At 52.6% G+C, this 24,353-nt stretch carries 20 protein-coding genes; 13 read left to right on the top strand and 7 right to left on the bottom strand.

Annotated features, from left to right (window positions below; genetic code table 11):
- Positions 1-95: 95 nt before the first annotated feature.
- From ACPUC8_RS05000 to ACPUC8_RS04985, 4 genes are all read left to right on the top strand, one after another.
- Entirely contained in the window at positions 96-1,619 is a 1,524-nt protein-coding gene (locus tag ACPUC8_RS05000; RefSeq protein ID WP_494925680.1) for a lipopolysaccharide biosynthesis protein, read from the top strand.
- On the top strand, positions 1,616-2,605 hold the full coding sequence (locus ACPUC8_RS04995) for a glycosyltransferase family 2 protein (RefSeq protein WP_058969340.1): 990 nt from the start codon (positions 1,616-1,618) through the stop codon (positions 2,603-2,605). The genes ACPUC8_RS05000 and ACPUC8_RS04995 overlap by 4 nt, the downstream gene beginning before the upstream one ends.
- A 118-nt stretch (positions 2,606-2,723) precedes the next feature.
- A complete protein-coding gene (gene pyrD / locus ACPUC8_RS04990) occupies positions 2,724-3,734 on the top strand; it encodes a quinone-dependent dihydroorotate dehydrogenase (RefSeq protein WP_494925679.1) in 1,011 nt (336 codons plus the stop codon).
- 274 nt (positions 3,735-4,008) lie between these two features.
- Positions 4,009-4,551 (top strand): cell division protein ZapC, encoded by a 543-nt coding sequence (locus ACPUC8_RS04985; protein WP_039328969.1) that lies wholly within the window; start codon positions 4,009-4,011, stop codon positions 4,549-4,551.
- A 4-nt stretch (positions 4,552-4,555) separates the two neighbouring features.
- Here ACPUC8_RS04985 and ACPUC8_RS04980 read toward each other — a convergent pair whose 3' ends face one another.
- Positions 4,556-5,665 (bottom strand): YcbX family protein, encoded by a 1,110-nt coding sequence (locus ACPUC8_RS04980; RefSeq protein WP_058969344.1) that lies wholly within the window; start codon positions 5,663-5,665, stop codon positions 4,556-4,558.
- A gap of 97 nt (positions 5,666-5,762) precedes the next feature.
- On the opposite strand from ACPUC8_RS04980, the gene rlmKL reads away from it, so the two are divergent.
- The 6 genes from rlmKL to rmf all read left to right on the top strand — a co-directional run bounded on the left by rlmKL (position 5,763) and on the right by rmf (position 13,714).
- Positions 5,763-7,880 carry a bifunctional 23S rRNA (guanine(2069)-N(7))-methyltransferase RlmK/23S rRNA (guanine(2445)-N(2))-methyltransferase RlmL gene (gene rlmKL, locus ACPUC8_RS04975; protein ID WP_494925678.1) on the top strand — a complete coding sequence of 706 codons (2,118 nt, stop codon included), beginning with the start codon at positions 5,763-5,765 and terminating at the stop codon, positions 7,878-7,880.
- Between the two features lie 5 nt (positions 7,881-7,885).
- The gene (locus ACPUC8_RS04970) at positions 7,886-9,799 is read left to right on the top strand and encodes an ABC transporter ATP-binding protein (protein ID WP_039328966.1); all 1,914 of its coding nucleotides are present in this window, start codon (positions 7,886-7,888) and stop codon (positions 9,797-9,799) included.
- A 16-nt stretch (positions 9,800-9,815) separates the two neighbouring features.
- Positions 9,816-11,099: a membrane integrity-associated transporter subunit PqiA gene (pqiA, locus tag ACPUC8_RS04965; RefSeq protein WP_039328965.1), complete on the top strand. Its 1,284-nt coding sequence runs from the start codon at positions 9,816-9,818 to the stop codon at positions 11,097-11,099.
- Positions 11,071-12,714 (top strand): intermembrane transport protein PqiB, encoded by a 1,644-nt coding sequence (gene pqiB / locus ACPUC8_RS04960; RefSeq protein ID WP_039328964.1) that lies wholly within the window; start codon positions 11,071-11,073, stop codon positions 12,712-12,714. Before pqiA ends, pqiB begins: the two co-directional genes overlap by 29 nt.
- Positions 12,711-13,277 carry a membrane integrity-associated transporter subunit PqiC gene (gene pqiC / locus ACPUC8_RS04955; protein WP_039328963.1) on the top strand — a complete coding sequence of 189 codons (567 nt, stop codon included), beginning with the start codon at positions 12,711-12,713 and terminating at the stop codon, positions 13,275-13,277. Before pqiB ends, pqiC begins: the two co-directional genes overlap by 4 nt.
- Before the next feature lie 269 nt (positions 13,278-13,546).
- Positions 13,547-13,714 carry a ribosome modulation factor gene (gene rmf / locus ACPUC8_RS04950; RefSeq protein ID WP_007887362.1) on the top strand — a complete coding sequence of 56 codons (168 nt, stop codon included), beginning with the start codon at positions 13,547-13,549 and terminating at the stop codon, positions 13,712-13,714.
- A 65-nt stretch (positions 13,715-13,779) separates the two neighbouring features.
- Here rmf and fabA read toward each other — a convergent pair whose 3' ends face one another.
- On the bottom strand, positions 13,780-14,298 hold the full coding sequence (gene fabA / locus ACPUC8_RS04945) for a bifunctional 3-hydroxydecanoyl-ACP dehydratase/trans-2-decenoyl-ACP isomerase (RefSeq protein WP_034820448.1): 519 nt from the start codon (positions 14,296-14,298) through the stop codon (positions 13,780-13,782).
- Positions 14,299-14,365: 67 nt separating this feature from the next.
- Complete coding sequence (locus tag ACPUC8_RS04940; protein WP_052205974.1) at positions 14,366-16,228, bottom strand: AAA family ATPase; 1,863 nt, start codon at positions 16,226-16,228, stop codon at positions 14,366-14,368.
- A 53-nt stretch (positions 16,229-16,281) separates the two neighbouring features.
- On the opposite strand from ACPUC8_RS04940, the gene matP reads away from it, so the two are divergent.
- Positions 16,282-16,749 carry a macrodomain Ter protein MatP gene (matP, locus tag ACPUC8_RS04935; protein ID WP_282997114.1) on the top strand — a complete coding sequence of 156 codons (468 nt, stop codon included), beginning with the start codon at positions 16,282-16,284 and terminating at the stop codon, positions 16,747-16,749.
- Positions 16,750-16,822: 73 nt separating this feature from the next.
- Here the strand turns inward: matP and ompA are convergent, their stop codons facing one another.
- Entirely contained in the window at positions 16,823-17,893 is a 1,071-nt protein-coding gene (ompA, locus tag ACPUC8_RS04930) for a porin OmpA (protein ID WP_039328959.1), read from the bottom strand.
- A 349-nt stretch (positions 17,894-18,242) separates the two neighbouring features.
- Complete coding sequence (sulA, locus tag ACPUC8_RS04925; RefSeq protein ID WP_039328957.1) at positions 18,243-18,734, bottom strand: SOS-induced cell division inhibitor SulA; 492 nt, start codon at positions 18,732-18,734, stop codon at positions 18,243-18,245.
- A gap of 221 nt (positions 18,735-18,955) precedes the next feature.
- On the opposite strand from sulA, the gene ACPUC8_RS04920 reads away from it, so the two are divergent.
- Positions 18,956-19,585 (top strand): TfoX/Sxy family DNA transformation protein, encoded by a 630-nt coding sequence (locus ACPUC8_RS04920; RefSeq protein WP_039328955.1) that lies wholly within the window; start codon positions 18,956-18,958, stop codon positions 19,583-19,585.
- Here ACPUC8_RS04920 and yccS read toward each other — a convergent pair.
- Together yccS and ACPUC8_RS04910 are read right to left on the bottom strand one after the other, a co-directional pair.
- A complete protein-coding gene (gene yccS / locus ACPUC8_RS04915) occupies positions 19,582-21,720 on the bottom strand; it encodes a YccS family putative transporter (protein WP_039328954.1) in 2,139 nt (712 codons plus the stop codon). The genes ACPUC8_RS04920 and yccS overlap by 4 nt on opposite strands.
- Positions 21,721-21,731: 11 nt before the next feature.
- Positions 21,732-22,175 (bottom strand): YccF domain-containing protein, encoded by a 444-nt coding sequence (locus ACPUC8_RS04910; protein WP_039328953.1) that lies wholly within the window; start codon positions 22,173-22,175, stop codon positions 21,732-21,734.
- A 123-nt stretch (positions 22,176-22,298) separates the two neighbouring features.
- Between ACPUC8_RS04910 and helD the strand changes: the two genes are divergently transcribed.
- Complete coding sequence (gene helD / locus ACPUC8_RS04905; protein WP_494925677.1) at positions 22,299-24,353, top strand: DNA helicase IV; 2,055 nt, start codon at positions 22,299-22,301, stop codon at positions 24,351-24,353.

Genomic DNA, 24,353 nt, shown 5'->3' with positions numbered 1-24,353 from the left:
CCAAGGATAAAATTAAGAATAAGTCTGGTAGGCAGTTAGGGTGTTCTGTGTCAGGCTCTGTTTTTCAGCGAAATTTCCCAGACACCTCAATACTTATGTCAATTAAACGTAACGCTATTGCCAACTATGTAGGTCAGATTTACCTGACACTCTCGGGTATTCTGGTTGTACCGCTCTATATTCATCATTTGGGGATGGAAGCGTATGGTTTAGTCGGTTTCTTTTCGATTTTACTGACCTGGTTACAGTTGTTAGATGCGGGTGTTTCAACGACGTTGATGCGTGAGGCCGCGCGCTATCGTGCTAACCAGGCTGAATTTATCTGGTTTCCCTCTTTATTTGCCGCACTGTCAACATTCTTCCTGATTTCGACCGTGATTTTAGTGGTCATCGGTTGGCTGGCCACGCCATGGATTGCGCATCATTGGCTGGATGCACAGCATCTTCCATCTTCAGATGTGGTGACTGCAGTAGCGATTATGGTCATCACCGCCGCTATTCGTTGGCGTACCAGCCCGTATCGCAGTGTCATCGTCGGCTTTGAACATCAGGTGTGGCTCAACGGCGTCAATCTGGTGATCGTCACGCTGAGAACGTTTGGTGCCATCCTGGTGATCCAACTGTTTTCCAATCCGGTTTTGAGTTTCTTTATCTGGCAGTTACTGGTCTCGATCGCCGAAGCGGTATGTCTGATTTACAAATGTTTCCAGTTGGTGCCAGCTTCAGCGCGCAAACAGAAGCATGAGAATTTAAAGCAGGTACTTAAACCTTTTATTCGCTTCGCACTGAGTGCGGCCTACGCCAGCGCCGTATGGACGTTCATTTCTCAGATTGACCGTCTGGTACTGTCAAAAACGTTGCCGTTGAGCGAATACGGTTCCTTTACCGTGGTCGCGACGGCCGCCACCGGGATTATTTTGCTGAGCAGCCCGATTATGCAGGCTATCGTGCCGCGTATGACCGGGATGAAAACCAAAAAAGAGGGTGATGCCCAGTCGCTGACGCTGTATCGGTATACCACCCAAGCGGTGGCGATATTTATGGCTCCGCTCAGTATCACCATTGCGTGCTTCTCTGCACCGCTGTTGTGGGCATGGACGCAGAATCAGCAGGTGGTGAATGAGATGTCGTTTGTCCTCAGCCTCTATGCGCTGGGCAGTGGCGTGCAGGCAATATGTGGCTTGCTATATCACCTGCAATACGTCAACGGCAACCTCAAGCTGCATGTTAAAGGTTTCTCCTGTTTTGCCATTATTCTGGTGCCGCTCAATATTTTTGCGGCTCTCCACTTTGGCGCGATGGGTACCGGCTGGTTATGGCTGGGGCAAAACGTGTTCTACCTGCTGGGGTGGGCGTGGCTGGTGCATCGCCGCTTCGCGCCGGGCATTCATTTCGCATGGTTAACGCGTGATGTGTTGCTGGTATGGGTTGTTGCGGCGGTTATGGCCTGGCTCTGCTCACTCCTGCCCATTAGTTGGGATCAAAATCGCTGGCTGAATCTGTTATGGCTCGGGCTGATTGGCATGGTCAATCTGGGAGTGTGTTGTCTCTTACACAGCCTGGTGATCAAGCGTCTGCTGCCGTTCAATAAAGGCTTTAACGTTGAGGAGAGAGAATGAACGGCGTGAGCATGACGGTGATCGTGCCTAACTGGAACTGCGCTCCATGGTTAGGGGAAGCGATAGATTCGCTGGTAGGTCAATCTTCTCCTCCCGAGCAAATCATCGTAATTGATGATGGCTCAACGGACAACAGCGTGGCGCTACTAGAAGAGATGGCGGCTCGCTATCCACAAATCACGGTGTTGCAGGCGCAGCGTGGCGGCGTCAGTGCGGCGCGCACGCTTGGTTTGGAGATTGCCACCGGCGACTTCATCTATTTTATGGATGCGGATGATTTCATCGGTAAAACCCTGTTCGCTGATTTCCGTCGCGCAAAGGCACAGCATCCCGAAATGGAGTTGTTCTGCTTTGGCGCCAAAATGTTTACGGACTTGCCCGTCGCCCAGCGGCAATATCAACTTTTTCACCAACGACGTATCCAGGGCGCGTTTCCCGGCGGCAGCACTACCCTCCGCAATATGATCACACACCAATCTGCGCATCGCGTGTTGTGGAGCAGTATTGTCTCACGCCATTTGATTGAAAGGGTGGGGGTGCAATTTCTGCCGATTCAAAACCATGAGGATGCGCCCTACATGTTTGCCTTGTACATGCAGGCGCAGGAAGTGGTGCTCACAGGCGAAAGCTATTACTACAAGCGTTTTATGGTGACTTCGCTGTCACAACGCAAAGCCACTTTTGCCTGGGTTGAAAACTACTTTATTGCACGCGGTAACAGCGAAAGCTTTATGCAAGCGTGGGGTATGCCTGCCGATGAGTGGCTGATGGACCGCTATTACGAACCGGTGATGTACGGTTGTTTGATTGAGATGCGCAAAAATAACATCGACGTCCCCAAGGAGTGGCACGTCACCATCGACCAGTTGATCCGTAAAGTGACCGGCGAGAGCAAGCGCATGAAACTGCAGTGGTACTATCCCATGCTTTATAACGGTTTGAAGGCAAGTCGCAGTCTGTTAGCACGCTATACCGGTAAGCGCTGACTTCGATCAACTCTGCATCACCTGATTAAATTTACTTTTGCGCCAGAGGCCTTTACCATTCTGGCGCACAAATTTGCGTGCACCCGACTTCCCTCGCTTCCGCCATTCAGGAGAGTGCATGTTATATCCTATCGTCCGGCCGGCGCTGTTTAAGCTCGATCCAGAGCGTGCGCACGAACTCACCTTGCAACAATTACGTTTTATCAGCGGTACCCCGCTGGAAGGGCTGATTTGCCAGTCGCTGCCGTCGCGCCCGGTCAGTTGCATGGGACTGACTTTCCCGAACGCGCTGGGCCTTGCCGCAGGGCTTGATAAGAATGCGGAGTGCATTGATGCTTTCGGCGCGATGGGCTTCGGTTTTGTAGAAGTGGGGACTGTCACGCCACGCCCACAACCGGGTAATGATAAGCCGCGTATGTTCCGCTTAGTGGAAGCGGAAGGAATTATTAACCGCATGGGCTTTAATAATCACGGTGTCGATCACCTGGTCGAGAACGTTAAAAAGGCGCGGTTTAAAGGTATCCTCGGTATCAATATTGGCAAAAATAAAGATACGCCAGTGGAGCAGGGTAAAGACGATTATCTGACCTGCATGGAGAAGGTGTATGCCCATGCCGGTTATATTGCCATCAATATTTCCTCACCGAACACACCGGGATTACGCACGCTGCAATATGGCGAAGCGCTGGACGATCTTCTGTCTGCGATCAAATTAAAACAAAAAGAACTGCAAGAACGGCAGCTTAAATATGTGCCAGTAGCGGTGAAGATCGCGCCGGATCTTTCAGAGGAAGAATTGATCCAGGTTGCCGACAGTTTGGTGCGCCATGAAATTGACGGCGTGATTGCGACAAATACCACACTCGATCGTGCATTGGTGACGGGCGTAAAATATGCTGACGAAATGGGGGGATTAAGTGGCCGTCCGGTGCAATCCCGCAGCACGGAAGTGATCCGCCGCCTGTCGCAGGAGCTTCAGGGCCGTTTGCCCATTATTGGTGTCGGTGGCATTGATTCGCTGGTTTCTGCACGTGAAAAAGTCGCAGCCGGTGCAACCTTGGTACAGATATACTCCGGTTTCATTTATAAAGGCCCAACGTTAATTAAAGATATCGTGACCCACCTCTAAGACATTTCTCACTTTCCCGCGCCGGGGGGTTTATTTATCCCTTCGGCTCGTTTATATTTTGTGCTGCTGATGCATTTTTCAGCTTTTCTTTAGCGTTATATACCCTAAATAATTCGAGTTGCAGCAAGACGGCAAGTGGGGGAATCCCCATGAGCTTACATCAGTAAGTGACTGGGGTGAGCACGCGCAGCCAACGCAACTGCGGTTAGAAGTATGACGGGTATATTTTAAAATTAAGCGCCGTTTAGCGCAGCGATAAACTACAGGGCACATCATGAAAATTAAACCTGATGACAACTGGCGTTGGTATTTCGACGCAGAGCATGACCGCATGATGCTGGATTTGGCAGACGGCATGTTATTTCGCTCGCGCTTCTCGCGTAAAATGCTGACGCCGGATGCCTTTAATGAAAGCGGTTTTTGCGTGGATGACGCCGCGTTGTATTTTACTTTTGAAGAACGTTGCCGTCAGAGTGGATTAAAAGGCGATCAACGTGCCGAATTAGTATTAAATGCCTTGGTCGCCAGCCGTTTTCTCAAACCTCTTATGCCGAAAAGCTGGCATTTCACCAGCCATGCGCAAAGCTGGCAGCCCGGTGCGGGCGATATGGTCGCCGTGACATTAGCGGACACCGGAGAGCGGGCGCAGTTGCTGGTGGTTGAGAGCGGTGAAAATGCGGCGCTGTGCCTGCTGGCACAAAATGCGTTATCGGTTGCCGGTAAAGGCATGCAGTTAGGCGATGCAATCAAGATCATGAACGATCGCCTGCATCCTCACCAGCAGGAACAAGCAGCCCACCTGGCGAGAGCTGTTTAAACGCTTACGCCAGTTCGATGTCACCTGCCGGAATACAGCTGCAGCTGAGAATGGTGCCATCTGCACGCACTGCACTTTTCTTCAGTGCTTTTACTTCGCCAGAGACCAGCGTTACCTTGCAACTGCCGCAAATCCCGGCACGACAGGAGTAAGGGATGCGAAAGCCCTGCATCTCCAACTGTTCCAGCAACACTTGCTGATTGTCACCGATAAACGCATTTCCCTGATAGCCAATGGTCACTTCAGCCTGGTTGCTGGCGGCCGGCTTCAGCGTTTCTACCACCTCACCTGGACCATAAGCTCGCGGCGTCTGTCGCTCAAGAATGGTGACTGTATCGCCCACCCGAATCACGCCGCTGTTCAGCGCGATGAGATTCAAACCAAAATCGATATCGCCGCTGCCATCCTGGCCGCTGCGGAAGCGTTGCAACGTGGCCAGTGGTTCGCCCTCAGGATGTTTACGTCCGCTTTCGGTACCAACGGTGGTGAACACACAGCGGCTGCAGGGTTTGGGCATCTCAAAGGTGACATCGCCAATTTTGAGGGTCTTCCAGCTGTCTTCATCCCAGGCAGCGGCACCACTGACCACCAGATTAGGACGGAATTGCTCGACCCGAACGCTGGCGGGGCAGCGTTGCTGGAGATCCTGTAAAGACGACATATTCACCAGCAGGAAAGGAAAACCGTCAGCAAAACTAAGCGGCACGCTTTCAAAGCGTTTCACCCGGCGGGTTGGCGCGATTCCGGTCCAGCGCAACTGCACCGGGCGCGGGAAGAAACTGCTCAGCCACTGGTTAATCTCTGCAGGCGCGATATGTGAAGTGAAAGTATTGCCCCACACTTCAGTCGGTGCCTGCTGTGCGGTGAAATCGCTGAAGCGGATCAGCGCCTGGCTGCCATCGGGCGCATTGAGAAATAAGCCATCGGGTAACAGCGCTGGGGTAAAGCGAACCATTTCCGGATACTGCCGGGCGGTAATAAACGTCCCGTCTAACTCTGTCACCATAAAGATGCGATCAAACGCTAAACCGCTCTCCAGTACCTGTGCATGAGACAGTTGCAAACCGCGCATGGATTTGACCGGATGAATGTAGAGGCGAGAGAGCGTAATCATCAAAACTCCAACAAGACAAAAAGAAGCTAACTTTATGACATAGGACGCTGATTCGCTATAATGCGCAACAATTTTAGCAAGAGTAAAAAGTGACGATATGAATTCTCTGTTTGCCAGTACGGCGCGTGGGCTCGAAGAGCTGTTAAAAACTGAGCTGGACGCGCTGGGTGCGCAGGATTTGCAGGTGGTGCAGGGCGGCGTCCACTTCCGAGCCGACGACCGTGTGATGTACCAAAGCCTGCTGTGGAGCCGCCTGGCTTCGCGTATTTTGCTGCCGCTGGGAGAATTTGGCGTCTGGAGCGATCTCGATCTCTATGTTGGGGCGCAAAGTATCCCCTGGACCGAGATGTTCGACAGCAACACCAGTTTTGCGATCCACTTCAGCGGCACCAACGAAGTGATCCGCAACAGCCAGTTTGGTGCGTTGCGCATCAAAGACGCAATTGTAGATAGCTTTACGCGTCAGAACCTGGAACGTCCGAGCGTTGATCGTGAACAGCCGGGGATTCGTATTAATGCGTGGCTGAATAAAGATCGCGTGAGCATCGCCCTGGATCTCAGTGGCGATGCGCTGCATCAGCGTGGTTATCGCCAGCAAACCGGCCCGGCGCCGTTGAAAGAAACGCTGGCGGCCGCCATTGTGATGCGCTCCGGCTGGCAGAGCAGCACACCGCTGATCGATCCAATGTGTGGTTCCGGCACCTTACTGCTGGAAGCTGCGTTGATCGCCACCGATCGCGCGCCAGGCTTGTTGCGTACCCATTGGGGTTTCAATCGCTGGAAAAATCATAATCAAGCGGTCTGGCAGGAAGTGCACAGCGAAGCAAAAGAGCGTGCGCGCATCGGTACCTCTTCCGCGACTGCCCGTTTCTTTGGTTATGACAATGACAGCCGGGTGCTGGAATCTGCACGTGCTAACGCGCGTCGTGCAGGGGTGTTCGAACTATTTACCTTCGCGCAGCAGGATGTCATCAAGCTGAAAAATCCGCTGGCGGGTCAGGATGTGACGGGCACGGTGCTAAGCAACCCACCTTACGGTGAGCGTCTGGAAAGTGAACCAGCACTGATCGCCCTGCATAGTCTGCTTGGCCGTATCATGAAACAGCAATTTGGTGGCTGGAATCTGTCGCTGTTTAGCGCTTCCCCGGAACTGTTGAGCTGCCTGCAACTGCGCGCCGAACGCCAGTTCAAAGCGAAAAATGGCCCGCTGGAATGCGTGCAGAAAAACTACCAGCTGGCCGCCAACAGTGGTGAAGGTAGCGCACAGATCGCGGAAGACTTCGCCAACCGTCTGCGCAAAAACCTGAAGAAGCTGGAGAAGTGGGCGCGTCAATCCAACATTGAATGCTATCGCCTGTATGATGCCGACCTGCCAGAGTACAACGTGGCGGTTGACCGTTACGGTGAGTGGGTAGTGATTCAGGAATATGCTCCCCCTAAAACGGTCGATGCCAATAAAGCACGCCAGCGTCTGTTTGACGTCATCAGTGCGACCCTGAGCGTGCTGGAGATCCCCGCTAACCGTTTGGTGATGAAAACCCGTGAACGGCAGAAAGGGAAAAACCAGTATCAGAAATTAGGCGAGAAGGGTGACTTCTTCGAAGTTCAGGAGTTTGACGCGCGTCTGCTGGTGAATCTCACTGACTATCTGGATACCGGTCTGTTCCTCGACCACCGTCTGGCGCGTCAGATGCTGGGTAAAATGAGCGCGGGCAAAGATTTCCTTAACCTGTTTGCTTACACCGGCACGGCCAGTGTGCACGCCGGTTTGGGTGGGGCAAAAACCACCACCACCGTGGATATGTCACGCACCTATCTGGAGTGGGCTGAGCGTAACCTGCGTCTTAATGGCCTGACCGGACGCCAACACCGTTTAATGCACGCGGATTGCCTGAGCTGGCTGCGTGACAGTGACGAGCAGTTTGATTTGATCTTCATCGATCCGCCGACGTTCTCTAACTCCAAACGTATGGAAGAAGATTTCGACGTGCAGCGCGATCACATGATGCTGATGCAGAATCTGAAACGTCTGCTGCGTCGCGGTGGCACCATTATGTTCTCTAATAACAAGCGCGGCTTCAAAATGGATCTCGATGGCTTAGCCCGTCTTGGTCTGCAGGCGCAGGAAATTACCCAAAAAACGTTGTCGCAAGATTTTGCGCGCAATCGTCAAATTCACAACTGCTGGCTGGTTAGCCACGCCGGTAAGGAATAAGTTTTATGTCACTGATCAGTATCCATGGCGCTTACCTCTCTTTCAGCGATGCGCCGCTGTTGGATAACACCGAACTGCACATCGAAGAAGGCGAGCGCGTCTGTCTGGTCGGCCGTAACGGCGCAGGCAAATCCACGTTGATGAAAATCATCAATGGTGAACAACCGCTGGATGATGGCCGCATTATTTATGAGCAGGATTTGGTGGTCTCGCGCCTGCAACAGGACCCACCGCGTAACATTACCGGTTCGGTTTATGACTTCGTTGCTGAAGGTGTGGCGGAGCAGGCGGAGCACCTTAAGGCTTACCACGCGATTTCCCATCTGGTGATGGAAGATCCGAGCGAGAAAAACCTGAATGAGATGGGGCGACTGCAAACCATTCTGGATCACCAGAATCTGTGGCAGTTGGACAGCCGTATCAACGACGTCTTGCAGCAGATTGGTTTAGAGGCGGATACCGAGCTTTCTTCACTCTCCGGCGGATGGCTGCGTAAAGCGGCGCTTGGCCGTGCGCTGGTCAGCAATCCGCGCGTGTTGATGCTCGACGAACCGACTAACCACCTCGATATCGAAACCATCGACTGGTTGGAGACGTTCCTCAAAACCTTTACCGGCAGCATCGTGTTTATTTCGCATGACCGTTCATTCATTCGCAATATGGCGACGCGTATTGTCGATCTCGATCGCGGCAAACTGGTCTCCTGGCCAGGTGACTACGACCAGTTCCTGTTGGGTAAAGAAGAAGCGCTGCGTGTGGAAGAGATGCAGAACGCTGAGTTTGACCGCAAGCTGGCGCAGGAAGAAGTGTGGATCCGTCAGGGCATCAAAGCGCGTCGTACCCGTAACGAAGGCCGTGTGCGTGCTTTGAAGGCGCTGCGTCGTGAACGCTCTGAGCGCCGCGATGTGATGGGCAAAGCCAATATGCAGGTCGGCGAAGCCGCGCGCTCAGGTAAAATTGTCTTCGAGCTGGAGAACGTCAATTACAGCGTAGAGGGCAAAACGCTGGTGCGTGACTTCTCTACTCAGGTGCAGCGCGGTGATAAAATTGCGCTTATCGGTCCGAACGGCTGCGGTAAAACCACTTTACTGCGCCTGATGCTGGATCAGCTCAAGGCCGATAGCGGCCGCGTGCATTGTGGCACCAAGTTAGAAATTGCTTACTTTGACCAGCATCGTGCTGAGCTGGACCCGGATCGTACCGTGATGGATAACCTCGCGGAAGGTAAACAGGAAGTGATGGTTAACGGTAAGCCGCGTCACGTGCTGGGTTATCTTCAGGACTTCCTGTTCCATCCGAAACGTGCGATGACGCCGGTGCGTGCCTTGTCTGGCGGTGAGCGTAATCGCCTGTTGCTGGCGCGTCTGTTCCTTAAGCCAAGCAACCTGCTGATTCTTGATGAACCGACCAACGACCTCGACGTGGAAACGCTGGAGTTGTTGGAAGAGCTGGTGGATGGCTATCAGGGCACCGTGATGCTGGTCAGCCATGACCGTCAATTCGTGGATAACACCGTCACTGAGTGCTGGATCTTTGAAGGTAATGGTGAGATCGGTGCCTTTGTCGGCGGCTACCATGATGCGCAGTTGCAGCGGAGTGCTTACAAACAGACTAAATCGTCTGCGGTGAAAAGCGCTTCTCCAGCGGCAAAACCGGCCGAAAAAACCGATGCGTCCAAACGTAGCGCAGGCAAGCTAAGCTATAACCTGACGCGTGAACTGGAACAGCTACCGCAAAAACTGGAGCAACTGGAAACACGTATCGGTGAATTGCAGGCGAAAATGAGCCATCCGGACTTTTTCAGCCAGCCACACGATAAGACCCAGCCTGTCCTGGATGCATTAGCGCAAACCGAACAAGAGCTGGAAGTGGCGTTTGAGCGCTGGGAAGAGTTAGAAGCGTTGAAAAACGGCGCGTAACACAGAGGAAGTCAGCATGTGTGCAACGGATCAGGCGCATCAGTGGATACTCTGTCCACAGTGTGATTTAACCGTGAAACTGCCTGCCGTGCCGGTGGGCAGCCGCGCGCGTTGTCCACGTTGTCACACCACGCTCACTGCTAACTGGCATGAGCCGCGCAAACGCCCAACCGGGTACGCTTGCGCGGCACTCTTTATGCTGGTGCTGGCGAATCTTTTTCCTTTCATCAACATGCATGTTGCGGGGTTGAGCAGCCAGATTTCGCTGCTCGAAATTCCCCAAGTGATGGACCGCGAAGACTATCGCAGCCTGGCCACGCTGTTCATGCTGTTTGTGCAGGGCATTCCGGCTTTCTGCATGATCACCATTATTTTGCTGGTCAATCGGGTACGTATGCCGCATAGCCTCAGGCTGGGGCTGGCACGTATTCTTTTCCAGCTGCGTAGCTGGGGCATGGCCGAAATCTTTATGGCTGGTGTGCTGGTGAGTTTCGTCAAGCTGATGGCATATGGCGATATTGGTCTGGGCAGTAGCTTCTGGCCGTGGTGCCTGTTTTGTGTCTTGCAACTGCGCGCTTTTCAGTGTGTTGATCGCCGTTGGGTATGGCAGCGCATCGATCCTCTTCCTCCACTACCCATCGTCCCAATGGCGGGGATCAGTGGCCTGAAGCAGGGACTACGCAGTTGCCCTTGTTGTACTGCGATATTATCCACTGCGCAGGGGGAGTGCCCACGTTGTGGCGTAGTCGCGCCAGCTCGGCGGAAACACAGTTTGCAATGGACGCTGGCGCTGCTGATCACCTCAGTGATGCTCTACATCCCCTCGAATATTATGCCGATCATGGTGACCGAAACGCTGGGTTCACAATATCCCTCGAACATCATGGCCGGTGTGATTCTGCTGTGGAGTGATGGCTCATGGCCGGTAGCGCTGGTGATCTTTGTAGCCAGTATTATGGTGCCGACATTGAAAATGTTGGCGATTGCCTGGCTTTGCTGGCACGCCAGCGGACGCGGGCAGCGCGATGACGAAAAAATGCACCTGATTTATGAGGTGGTGGAATTTGTTGGCCGCTGGTCAATGATCGATGTGTTTGTGATCGCCATTCTCTCCGCGTTGGTGCGGATGGGACGGTTGATGAGTGTTTATCCTGCGCCAGGCGCGCTACTGTTTGCGATGGTGGTGATTCTCACCATGTTTGCAGCCATGACCTTTGATCCGCGCCTGATTTGGGATCGACTACGGGAAACTGAACGTAAGGAGCCGCGTCTTGACGGACAACCATCACGGGACTGCTGAGGTAGACCAGATTAAACGCTGGTCACCGGTATGGATCGTACCTATCGTCACGCTATTAATTGGTGGCTGGATCCTGTTTTATCATTTTAGCCATCAGGGCCCGGAAGTGACGTTGATCACCGAGAGCGCTGAAGGCATCGAGGCCGGAAAAACCACCATTAAAAGCCGCAGCGTTAACGTCGGTGTGGTGGAAAGTGCGGTGTTGACGGATGATCTGCACCATGTGGAGATCAAGGCACGCCTCAATTCAGGTATGGAAAAACTGTTGCATGGCGACAGCGTGTTCTGGGTAGTGAAACCACAAATTGGACGCGAAGGGATTACGGGTCTTGGCACTTTGCTGTCAGGTGCCTATATCGAACTTCAGCCGGGTACTAAAGGCGACCAACCTGAACGTTATCAGCTACTTGATGCGCCTCCGCTGGCTCCACCAGATGCCAAAGGTATTCGCGTGACGCTGGATAGCAAAAAGGCCGGTCAGCTTAATGCAGGCGATCCGGTGCTGTTCCGGGGTTATCGTGTCGGTACGGTTGAGACCAGTACCTTTGATACCGAAAAGCGCATGATGACCTATCAGCTGTTTATCGCTGCACCTTATGATCGTCTTGTCACTACCAATGTGCGCTTCTGGAAAGACAGCGGCATTGCCGTCGATATGTCGGCATCGGGCATGCGGGTTGAAATGGGATCGTTGACCACGCTGTTTAGCGGCGGTGTCAGTTTTGACGTGCCAGATGGTGCGGAACTGGGGCAGGTTGCCGACAACAAAGCGGAATACCATCTGTTTGACGATCAACGCAGTATCCAGGATTCACTCTACACTCAGCACACAGATTTCCTGCTGTTCTTCACCGATTCGATTCGTGGCCTGCAGGTGGGTGCTCCGGTTGAGTTCCGCGGTATTCGTCTGGGAACCGTTTCTCAAGTGCCTTACACCATTCCGGGTGTGAATCAGGCGTTGAACACGGATTATCGTGTGCCAGTATTGATTCGCATCGAACCCGATCGTTTTATCAGTCGACTGGGTGGTGATTTCAATCTTGAGCAGCATCTGCAGGATGGTAAGAAGCGCGGCCTGCGCGCCACGCTGAAAACCGGTAACCTGCTGTCAGGTGCGCTGTTTGTGGATTTGGATTTCTACGACAATGCGCCGGCGTACAAAGGGCCGAACGAAGTCGCGGGTCTGGAAGTGATCCCAACCGTCAGCGGTGGGCTGAGTCAGATTCAACAGAAGTTGGTCGCCGCGCTGGATAAGATCAACGCGCTTCCTCTTAATCCGTTACTTGAGCAGGCCACCGGAACGTTGAAAGAGAGCCAGCGTACGATGCAGCATATGCAGAAAACGCTGGATAACCTGAATCAAATCACTGCCAGCCCGGCGATGAAAAAGTTACCTGAGGATATGCAGCAAACCTTGCGTGAGCTGAATCGCAGCATGAAAGGGCTGCAACCGGGATCGCCCGCTTACAACAAGCTGGTGGGGGATATGCAGCGATTGGATCAGGTACTTCGTGAACTGCAGCCGGTACTCAAAACGCTCAATACCAAGAGCAACGCGCTGGTGTTTGAAGCTAAACCGGGCGAGGATCCGCAGCCAAAGAGGGCGAAACAGTGAGAAAAGGGCTGATTATGGGTGCGCTGCTGCTGCTGGCAGGGTGCAGCAGCACCATCGAAAACACCTATTACCAGCTGCCTTCGGGCAGCAATATGGCTCGGGTGGACAGCGCATCCAGTGGCAACCAGCCGATGATTTGGGTCGAGCAGGTGACGGTCCCCGATTACATGGCGGGCAATGGGTTGGTGTATCAAACCAGCGATGTGAAATATGTGATTGCCGCCAATAACTTGTGGGCCAGCCCGCTTGACCAGCAACTGCAACAAACGCTGGTGACAAACTTAAGTAAAGCACTGCCGGGGCGCCTCGTCTCCGGTTCACCGCTCGGTGATACCCACGATACGTTGTCCGTTAATGTCACTGGATTCCAGGGTCGTTATGATGGTCAGGTGGTGGTCAGCGGCGAGTGGCTACTGCAACATCAAGGGCGACTAATCAAACATGGCTTTAATCTGACGCTGCCGCAATCGGAAGATGGTTATGATGCTTTAGTCCGTACTCTGGCTCTCGGTTGGCAGCAAACGGCGCAACAAATCGCAAATAGTGTCATTTCTCTAAATTAAGATTTGTTCGATGCTTATGCTAAGTCCTTGATTTGCTGTTGTGTGATCGCAGTCAAATCAGGGGCTTTTTTTATTGTCGAATCAGCCAGATATACAGGGAATTGACAATTATATATGTCGATTTAACGGCGAAATGATGACATTGGCGTGAATTTTGCGCATTGACCTTTCTTCTGCTTGGGGTTAGAACATTACTGTGGTTGAACATTAAAACACCACTCTTTCTTTCCACCCAGATTCCACCAGACCTGAAATGAGGGAAACGAGGCATGAAGAGACAGAAGAGAGACCGCCTGGAACGTGCACATTCAAGAGGCTATCAAGCCGGGATTACGGGGCGCTCAAAAGAGATATGCCCTTATCAAATGATCGATGCGCGGTCTTACTGGTTGGGAGGTTGGCGTCAGGCCATGGAGGACAGGTCGGCGGTGGCCTAGCACTGTCGAATGTCTATCAATAAGGAAGAAACCTCCGCTGCGTGCGGAGGTTTTCGTTTGGGAGATTAGAAAGCAGAGGTGTCTTTAAACAGGCCCACTTTCAAATCGGTCGCGGTATAAATCAGGTTACCGTCGACAAACACTTCACCGTCAGCCACGCCCATCACCAGTTTACGGTTGATTACGCGCTTGAAGTGAATTTTGTAGGTCACTTTTTTCGCCGTTGGCAGAACCTGGCCAGTGAATTTCACTTCACCCACGCCCAGTGCACGGCCTTTACCTTCGGCACCCAGCCAACCAAGGTAGAAGCCAACCAACTGCCACATGGCATCGAGGCCGAGGCAGCCAGGCATTACCGGGTCGCCTTTGAAGTGGCAATCGAAGAACCACAGGTCAGGGCGGATATCCAGTTCGGCTTCCACAAAACCTTTGTCAAATTTACCGCCGTCTTCGGTCATCATGACCACGCGGTCCATCATCAACATGTTATCAGAGGGAAGCGGCGGTCCATTTTCGCCAAACAGTTCGCCGCGACCTGAGGCAACCAGGTCTTCTTTGCTATAGGATTCGCGTTTATCTACCATGTTCTCAATATGCCTTCTTTTAGTGAAGCCCGAATATTAGCGAACAGTTGTACGCTGGGCAAATCAATCAGCGGTGGTTGAACCAGTTGAGCCAGCGTAACGGCCATGGACGATGGCGTATTTCTTGCTGATTGAACTGGGCAATACGTTCCTGAATGGTGTTTAACAGTGACTCACCGCTTTCAGATTGCCACGCCACACCCGTCAGCAGCGGCAGGGCCTCATCGACGCTTTCGACCGCCCAGATGTGAAACTGCTCTTGTTTCACCGCATCGACCACAGCCTGGCTGAGGCTTAAATGACGTACGTTGCTGGCAGGCAGAATCACCCCTTGTTTACCGGTCAGTTCGCGAGACTGGCAAATCTGGAAGAAGCCTTCAATTTTCTCATTCAGGCCACCGACAGGCTGCACATTACCAAACTGATCAACCGAACCGGTTACGGCAATTTGCTGATTGAGCGGCTGATTCGCCAGTGCGCTGATTAAGGCACACAGCTCAGCCAGTGAGGCGCTGTCACCATCCACTTCGGAATAGGACTGTTCAAACACCAGCGACGCAGAGAAGGGGAGCTGCTGATCAAGTTCCAACTCGGCAATCAGATAGGCCTGCATGATCATCATGCCTTTCGCATGAATGTTGCCGCCTAACTCCGCTTTGCGTTCAACATCGGTGAATTCGCCATCGCCAGGATGCACCACACAGGTAATACGTGAAGGCTCGCCCCACGGGCGTGGGTGGCCTGGGAATTCCACCACGGACAGACCATTGATCTGCCCAACCACTTCACCTTCTGTTTCAATCATGATCTGATTAAGCAGGATTTCATCGCGCATACGTTCAGCGAGGTAGCTCTCGCGCCACTCACGCGCTTCCAGAGCATCTTTCAATGCTTCAGCATTCATGTTGTCACCGTGCAGCGCAGTCTCCTGCAGCTGGCGGCGTAACCAACGTGGACAGAGCGGTAACGTGTCTTGATCGCCAGTAAAACGCACACCTTCCGTGATCAACAGCGGCCAGAAATCCGCTTCAGGTTGCTCCAGCCCAGCTTGCTCTGCCTGTGTGAGTGTCCATTGGCACCAGAAGGTCATGTCCTCTTCATCATTGACCTGCAGGTTCTCTTCAAATTCGCTGTACAACGCCATTTCATGCACTTCAGCATCCAGTTCCTGGAAGCTGGCCAGCGCATCACGGTCACCACACAGCACCAGACGCAGCTGCATTGGTAACGAAGGGATGCTGACCGGCAACGGCTGACGTTCATCCTGTGAATACCAGTCAAAGCGCCCTTGCTCAATGCACTTACGTAAACGCAGCCACAGCAGCGGTTGAGCCAGCAACGTGTTGACGGAAAGGATTAGGGTTCCACCGTTGGCACGATGAATCAGGCCCGGTTCTGGCTGAATACGATCTTTATACTGGCGAACACAGCCAAACAGCTGTTCCGATTCAATCCAGTCAGCGTAGTGCACGCCGCCCTGGCTGGTGAAGGGGCGATTAGCGTCACTGGGTGGCATCAAGCTGATGTTATCGCCCATCACATGATAATCACCGCCATACAGCGTAACGTCGTCGGGCTGGAAGCGTTGGGCGGCTTCGGCAATACAGGCGAGATAGTCGCTGTTTTCCTGACTACGCAATAACAGCAGTGGAAAACCCAGTGTTTGATGATGCAAATGCGCCAGCGCATTCAGCAGGCGCGGCTGAACCGCGGCAAGACTATCGCTATCCTCCAGTGAGACATGAGAGAAAATGGATTGGTAGCGGGTGCTATCCGGCTGCAGGGCTTGCCACGTAATTTGAGTGCTGGTCAAAATATTCGCATTAGTCAGATTCAGGAAAAGCGCGATTATACAGGAATCAACCGGGTTAAGCACTGCGGAGTTCCGGCCCGAAATGTGATGACCGCAACATGTTTTTCCTTGCTGCATCCAGGAAAAAAGCTGTTATTCTTAGTTTGTTACGTGATCACGATGAGATTCCGATGAAATACCAGCAACTCGAAAATCTTGAAAGTGGATGGAAGTGGAAATACCTGGTGAAAAAGCATCGGGAGGGTGAGCCGATCACCCGTCACCTTGAGCTCAGCGCTGCACAGGCAGCGGTGGATACCTTACTGACAATGGAAAACAGCCCCGTTGACGTTGGTGAGTGGATTGCTGAGCATATTCATCCTGATCTCGAGAATCGACTTAAGCAAACCATCCGTGCACGCCGTAAGCGCCACTTCAATGCGGAGCATCAGCATACGCGTAAGAAGTCTATCGACCTTGAGTATCTGGTGTGGCAACGACTGGCAGGACTGGCTCAACGACGCAGCAACACGCTGTCAGAGACCATCGTGCAGTTGATTGAAGATGCAGAACGTAAAGAGAAGTATGCCAGTCAGATGTCGACTCTGAAGCAGGATTTGCAAGCGATTCTGGGCAAAGGCGGAACGGAGAACGAATAGCGAAATTGTTCATTCGCGATGTCAGAGACATAAAAAAACCCCGCCGAAGCGGGGTTTTTTATTGCGTGATAACTTAAGCCTGTGGCTGAGTTACAACGTCTTTGATACCTTTCACGTCGATTTCAACGCGACGGTCTGGCGCCAGGCAGTCGATCAGGGCATTGCGGCCTTTCACGCTGTCACAGGTGTTGCCAGTAACTGGGTTAGATTTGCCCATACCGCGTGCAGAGATCTTGTTAGAAGGGATACCTTTAGATACCAGGTAATCAACTACAGACTGAGCGCGTTTCTCAGACAGTTTCTGGTTGTACTGCTCTGAACCGATACGGTCAGTGAAGCCCAGTACTACAACAGAACCATCTTTAGGATCCATTGAGCTCAGCTGGCTGTACAGCTGATCCAGAGCCTGCTGGCCTTCTGGCTTCAGGGTCGCTTTGTTGAAGGTGAACAGAACGTCAGACTTCAGAGTGAAACGCTTGGTTTCAACAACTGGCGCTGGAGCTGGTGCCGGAGCAACAACTGGTGCAGCTTCTTCATCCTGACCGAAACGGTAAGAAACGCCGACGCTCAGCATGCTGTTGTCTGGACGCGCACCAACGGTACCTGCGTCACCGATGTTGTTAACCCACTGATAGTCCAGGCGAGTTGCCCAGTTTTTGGTCAGTGCGTACTCAACACCAACAGCAGCCAGCGGAGAAACGCCGGTGTCGTGGTTGCTGATGCGGCCGTTGTCTGGGTTGGTCTGAGTAGAGTCTGCACGCCATACCATGCCGCCCAGACGGGTGTACACGTCGAAGTCGTCAGTGATTGGGTAGCTCAGTTTAGCTGCCAGCTGAACGCCTTGTGCTTTGAACGCGCCATTGGTCACGCTGCCTTTGTTAGGCATACGGCCCAGCCAGTCGTAGCCCAGCTCGAAGCCCAGGTAAGGGTTAGCCTGATAGCCCATGAAGGCACCAGCACCCAGCTGAGATTCGTGAGTTGGACCGTTGTTGTTCTCGTAACCGTTACCGTAGTAACCAGTATCGTGATACTGAGACCAGCCCAGTTTAGCACCGGTGTACCAGGTGTTATCTTTAGGGGCGGCCTGCGCTACGGTAGCGAAGCCAGCCAGTGCCACTGCAATTGCGATAGCTGTCTTTTTCATTTTTGCGCCTCGTTATCATCCAAATAGGCAATGAGCAAAAAGGTTGCTCTTTGTGTTAATCCTTCGCCGGGTCTAAACGCTCGCTTTTGACTCTACCGAAAAAACGGAGGTTATTGAGCACCCTGGCGAGATAAAGTCTACAACGAGATTGGAAAGTTACAAGTATGATGTGAGGTCAGTGAGTAAAAAAACAGGGATTTATACACACATTTTAACAAATCACGTGGCAAAATCTTCGCTAGCAGATTGAGAAAAAGCGGCTAAACCATTGTCAAAGCTGGCGGGAAAAGAATCAGTGGCTTAGCTGCAATCTAAAGAAAAAATAGCGTGAGAAAATTCCTGGTTTTACTTAATGAAACAAATCCGACGGAATTTTTGACGGATTAGGTTGTCTTGTCAGGACGCGTTCATGACCTTGTGGACGCATTATTAAGCCAAGCGCTTCACCTTCCGACGCTGCTAATTCCAATTCCAGACGTTCTTCATCGTTCAATTCGTATGGAATCCAGGCCAATACGACACTGTAGTTACCGGTACGCAACGCTTTCACCATGCTTTCCACAGTGCTGAGTCGCTCTGATTCGGTAATATGCATACTCTTCTCTAACGGCAGACCCGACTGCTGCATCCAGCTACGGTTTAGCTTGTGGGCAGGAGTTAACCATAGCTGCCAGCGCGATTGTTCACTGAGCTGTTTCAGCACCGGCAGTAGCAGCATCTGCATCATACCCGGTTGTTCGCTGTAGCGCAGTTCAGTGATTCCACCCAGAGAAGGTTGCGTTAAGCTTGGGGTCGCAAAACGGGAAGAACGATCAGCAAGGCCAGAGTATTGAGTACGCATAATTTAATCACTCAGTGATTGACTGTATGAATATACAGTAATGTCTTCCTGGATAAAGATCAACCTCAATTTCTGAAAACACCTCGCAAATTTTGCACAACATCCTGCCAAAATGTTTTTATTCATTGAACAGCTAATGGGATTTTTTTATCTTCTAACCAAATGAATATCCAGGTTTTTATGGAATTTTCTCTAATGAGAATTCACGGAAAGGAGATGTAATGAAAACCAACAAATCTATGGTTGTGCAGTCAAAAACGCAGTTAGCACCTCTCGGAAAGATCGAATCACGCACCCAGTTTGGGGGATATGCGCTGACGGTTGAGAAGGTGATTTTTGCCTACATCAATGAAGAAGCACTTTACCTGCGTGCCAGTGAAGCGCTTCAGGTCTACCACGCCAGACGCGCACTTGAGCCGCTGGTCTATCGTAAACGTGGCATACCTGTGCAATTGAACTACTACAAGGTCGATGCAACGTTATGGCAGGATGCCGAACAACTTTTGCAGCTTTCTGCCAGTGCACTGCAAGCCGCTCAGGACGAAATCGCCACGCGCAGCGTCACCTTGCGCTTAAAAGATTTGCCTAACCTGAGTTTACGCATGGAGATGATGTTGCATCGAGTCGGCATCAGTTCGGTAAGGTTGCTGCACGAAATGGGGTCACGTCAGAGTTGGCTGAAACTGCGTGCAGTCAACAAACATATTGGCTTAAAAACACTGCTGGCTCTGGAAGGCGCCATTTCGGGCCATCATCAGGCAGCACTGCCGGTGGTCACGCGAGAAGAGTTGTACGCCTGGTATGTAAAAACGCTCCACATCGATCCCAAAGTGGAGCGTTCACAACGTTAGTGGCTGGTCAGGGTGCGACGCAGGCGGGCAATTTCAGGCAGCAACGCGATCAGCAAACCTAACTGCTGTATCACCAGGGGTGCCTGCAACTCTGAACTGTTTTTTAATGTGCTTAAGCGTTGCATTAGCTGTTGTTGCATCTCTAACGCCTGTGCATCCGCCACACGCTCAATTTGCAGGACGTCCTCCACAAAGCACACGGCATCATCTAATGTGCTCAGGAGTTCAGGGTCTGTGAGTTGCTCACGGTGTGCCCCCAAAGCCGAGATATAGCTCAGGAACGAATGGTTGAGGCACAACAGCCGAAAAGCATTTTCGCGCAGCGGTTGTTGCAACTTCAGCTCGCTGCTCATGTTCGACACCACCGAAGCAAGCTCAGCATCAGCATTGTGGGCATCACGACGGGCCACACGATAGGCCAGGCGATTATCTTTGCCCTGATGGTATTGCTCCATAATGGCATCGAGATAACGGCAGTTGGCGTTAAGCGTGCGGTCAGCTACCGCGCTAATCTTGCGAAAACGCCAGTCTGGCCAGACAAAGGCCACTGCCAGCCAGGCTAATCCACAACCAAGTATCGTATCGACTATGCGTGGCAGAGCGACCTCGAAGCCTTCACCTAACAGGTTAAAGCAAAGCAGTACCAGCAAGGTAATGAACAGCGTGGCTTGCGCATATTGAATCTGGCGGAAGGCAAAAAACAGCACGCCGCTTAACACAATCAACACCAGTTGTCCCTCGATTGACGGCACTAACCACAAAACCGGCAAGCCGATGGCAATGCCGGCCAGTGTGCCGCCAATACGCAGGGCAAGACGTCGGCGCGTAGCATTGTAGTTAGGCTGGCAGACAAACAAGCTGGTGAGCAAAATCCAGTAGCCGCGATGCAAACCGGTAATCTGAATGAAGGCGTACCCAACACAAAGCACCAGCGACATGCGGACGGCATGGCGAAACAGTGCAGAGCCGGGGCTCAGATGGCGACTCAAACGGAGACGAATATCTTGCCATCCGCTCAGTCCTTCGCGTGACAGGTGGGTATCGCCAGAAGAGGGGGGATCGGCCAGCATTTGCTCCGATTCAATCGAGGCCAACTGCGCATCAATCGCGCGAAGATTACGCAGTAACCAAAATAGCGCACGAATGTGAGGGTCCTGTGGGTCTTGCTGTTGCAGGCGTTCAAGGGCGGTTTCAAGCCGGGTGAAAGTGCGTTCAAACTGGCTGTCATGATGCCACGGCTGGCGCAATAAAATGTTTTCTGCCAGCTTACGACACGCTTGTGCCTGCATATTGAGCAGTCGCTGGAAGCGGAATAGCACTTCGTTATATCGCCAGTCGCTGCGCAGCAAGTGGTACTGGAGATGAGAAGAACTGGCGCGTTCGTGAATATCCTGCGCGACAAAGTAATAGTGCAGGCTGCGGCGCGTACTGCGTGAACCGCGATCGCCCCGTAAGCGGCTTTGAATGGTGGTTTTAGTCTGATTAAGCTGCGCGACCAACTGGCTATTCACCATGGCGGTAGCAACCATGTTGGCGTCATCTTGTTCCCCAGCGTCCGGATCGAACAGATTCGCTTTGGCTTCCAGATAGCGTGCCAGTTGCGAGAAGCTGGCTGCCAGCTGTTCCTGCACGGGACGCACAGGAAAGATCAGGTGACCAATAAAAGTCAGCAGGTTGTACCACAATGCGCCGATCAACAGCAGTGCGGGTTGCATCCACCACTGCGGGAAGAGACCAATCCCCAGCATGGTATAGACGGCGATTAACAGCGCACCAAACGCGATAGTGGCATAACGCTGCCCCAATGCACCCAGCAGAATGAATCCCCAACTGGAGAGCGCTAAGCCAATGGCGAACGCCCACGGATAAGGAAACAGTAGCTCAACTGATACTGACGCAATGCAAAAACAGACTAGCGTGATCAGTAAATTGCGCAGGCGACCGGTCCATCGGTCATCAAGATCGGCCAGCGCGGCAGCCACTACGCCAAGCGTTAAGGGGATCGTCCATTCAATCTGCTGCAACCACCACGGCACTGCCGCACAGCCCGCAAGCGCGAAAAAGATGCGCAACAGGTAGCGCAGGCTGCTATTAAACAGATAACGTCGCCAGCCAGGCATCGCGTTCTGAAGCATTGGAGGCGGCCTCAGTAACGACGACGCGCGTTAGCTTCACGCGCAGCCTGGGCCTCTTCCACCGACACTACGCGACGACCGACTGGCCATAACGCAATAGCGGCAATTTTAAAGTTAGCAATGCCAACGGGAATGCCGATGATGGTCAGGCACTGCACAATCCCGGCAGAGATGTGCATCAGGCAGAGCCACCAGCCAAAAAACAGCAGCCAGAAAATATTTAAAAAGGTGCCGCCAGCATTCATGACGTTGCTTTTACTATCAGGACGCAATACATCCACATGCACGGCTTCATTGCCAAAGGGTAACAATGACAGTTTGGTGATTTCCCAGCAGGAGCGCGTTAATGGCAAGGTAAAAATCAGCACGATGCTGACAAGAGTGGCAAACAGCCAGCTTAGCGTGGTGAACACGCCACCCAAAACGAAGTTAAGAATGTTGAGTACGGTGCGCATAACGCTATTTTCCTTTTGCAATCCGCAATATGTGCCGCCAAGTTTAGCCTGTTTTAAGGCTGGAGCGCCAAGGGTCTGACAGGTAAACTGCGCGATAATCGAATTCCACATGACGGTGCGGACATGGAACTGAAAGCAACATCAATGGGTAAGCGCCTGGCTCAGCATCCCTACAACCGGGTACGGTTGCTGGCTGCCGGAGTGGAAGTCAGTGGCGATCGTCATGAATATCTGATCCCTTTTAACCAGTTAATTAATATTACCTGCAAGCGCGGCATGGTCTGGGGAGAGCTTGAATTTCAGCTACCAGAAGAGAAAGTGGTGCGCTTACACGGCACTGAATGGCAGGAAACACAGCGCTTTTTCCATTATCTCCAGCAGGCATGGCAGCAGTGGAGCGTAGAGATGAGTGAGGTCAGTGCGGAGGTGTTAACCGCGCTGGAACACGAAATTTTGGCCTTCACCCAGCAGGATCGTTGGCTGAAACGCAGTGAGTTAGCGGCGGTGAAAGAGAACATTACACGCCAGTTCTCGGCTTTACCTCTACCACTATCGCGCCTGGATAGTTTTGAAAACTGCCGTGCGCTGTGGCAGTTCTGTCAGCAGTGGCTTGAGCAAGGTGACGCAGCCATCCGCCAGCGTAACCGTGAATGGACGGCGAAGGTTATCAAGGATTATCACGAATTCTTCTCTACCGTCGAAACCACACCGCTTAATCCCTCCCAATGTGAAGCCGTGGTCAACGGCGAGGATGCTCTGCTGGTATTGGCCGGGGCGGGAAGTGGCAAGACGTCAGTGCTGGTGGCGCGGGCGGGGTGGCTGATAAAGCGCAAACTGGCGCAGCCAGATCAGATACTGCTGCTGGCCTTTGGCCGCCAGGCGGCGGAAGAGATGAACGAGCGCATTCAATCGCGCTTAGGCGAAAGCACCATTCAGGCCCGCACATTCCACGCCCTGGCGCTGCATATTATCCGTGAAGGCAGCAATAAGCAGCCGGTGATCAGCAAGCTCGAAAGCGACAGTAAGGCGCGCCGTCAATTATTGATCGATACCTGGCGTGAACAGTGCAGCAGTAAAAAAGCGCAGGCGAGCGGCTGGCGGCAATGGCTGCAAGATGAACTGGAATGGGATGTTGCAGAAGGGCCTTACTGGCAAGATGACAAGCTGGCGCAACGTTTGGCTTCGCGTCTGGAACGCTGGCTTGGCTTGATGCGTATGCACGGCGGCGCACAAGCGGCGATGATTGCCGATGTACCCGAAGATTTCCGCGATAATTTCAGTAAGCGCGTTAAGCTGATGGCTCCGCTACTGAAAGCCTGGAAAACCGCACTCAAAGAAGAGGGGGCAGTCGATTTCTCTGGCTTGATTCACCAGGCGATTGCCATTCTGGAAAAAGGACGCTTTATCAGCCCGTGGAAACATATTTTGGTTGATGAGTTCCAGGACATATCACCGCAGCGTGCAGCCTTGTTAACCGCACTGCGTCAGCAAAATAAGCGTACGAGCCTTTTCGCGGTAGGGGATGACTGGCAGGCAATTTATCGCTTCAGCGGTGCAGAAATGAGTTTGACCACCGCCTTCCATCACTATTTCGGTGAGGGCGATCGCTGTGTGCTGGACACCACCTATCGCTTTAACGACCGGATCGGTGAGATTGCCAACCGCTTTGTGCAGCAGAATCCACACCAGTTGCGTAAGCCGTTAAACAGTCTGAGCAAGGGCAACAAGAAATCCGTTACGCTGCTGCCACAGGAGCAGTTGGAGCCGTTGTTAGATAAATTGAGTGGTTATGCCAGGCCAGAAGAGCGTGTGTTGCTGTTAGCCCGCTACCATCATCTTCGCCCGGCGATACTGGAAAAAGCCAAAACGCGTTGGCCGAAATTACAGATTGATTTTATGACTATTCACGCCAGCAAAGGACAGCAGGCCGATTTTGTCATGGTGTTGGGGTTACACGAGGGGCGTGATGGTTTCCCTGCACAGGCACGTGAATCGATCATGGAAGAGGGCTTGTTACCGCAACCAGAGGACTTTCCGGATGCTGAGGAGCGTCGACTGGCCTATGTGGCGATAACCCGTGCCCGTCAGCAGGTGTGGCTGCTGTTTGATAAAGATCGACCTTCCGTCTTTGTCGAGCACTTCCGCGAGTTAGGTGTACCGCAGAGTCGGAAGGCCTGA

The sequence above is a fragment of the Pantoea sp. CFCC18177 genome (assembly GCF_059412425.1).
This window is presented reverse-complemented; position numbering and strand designations above follow the sequence as displayed.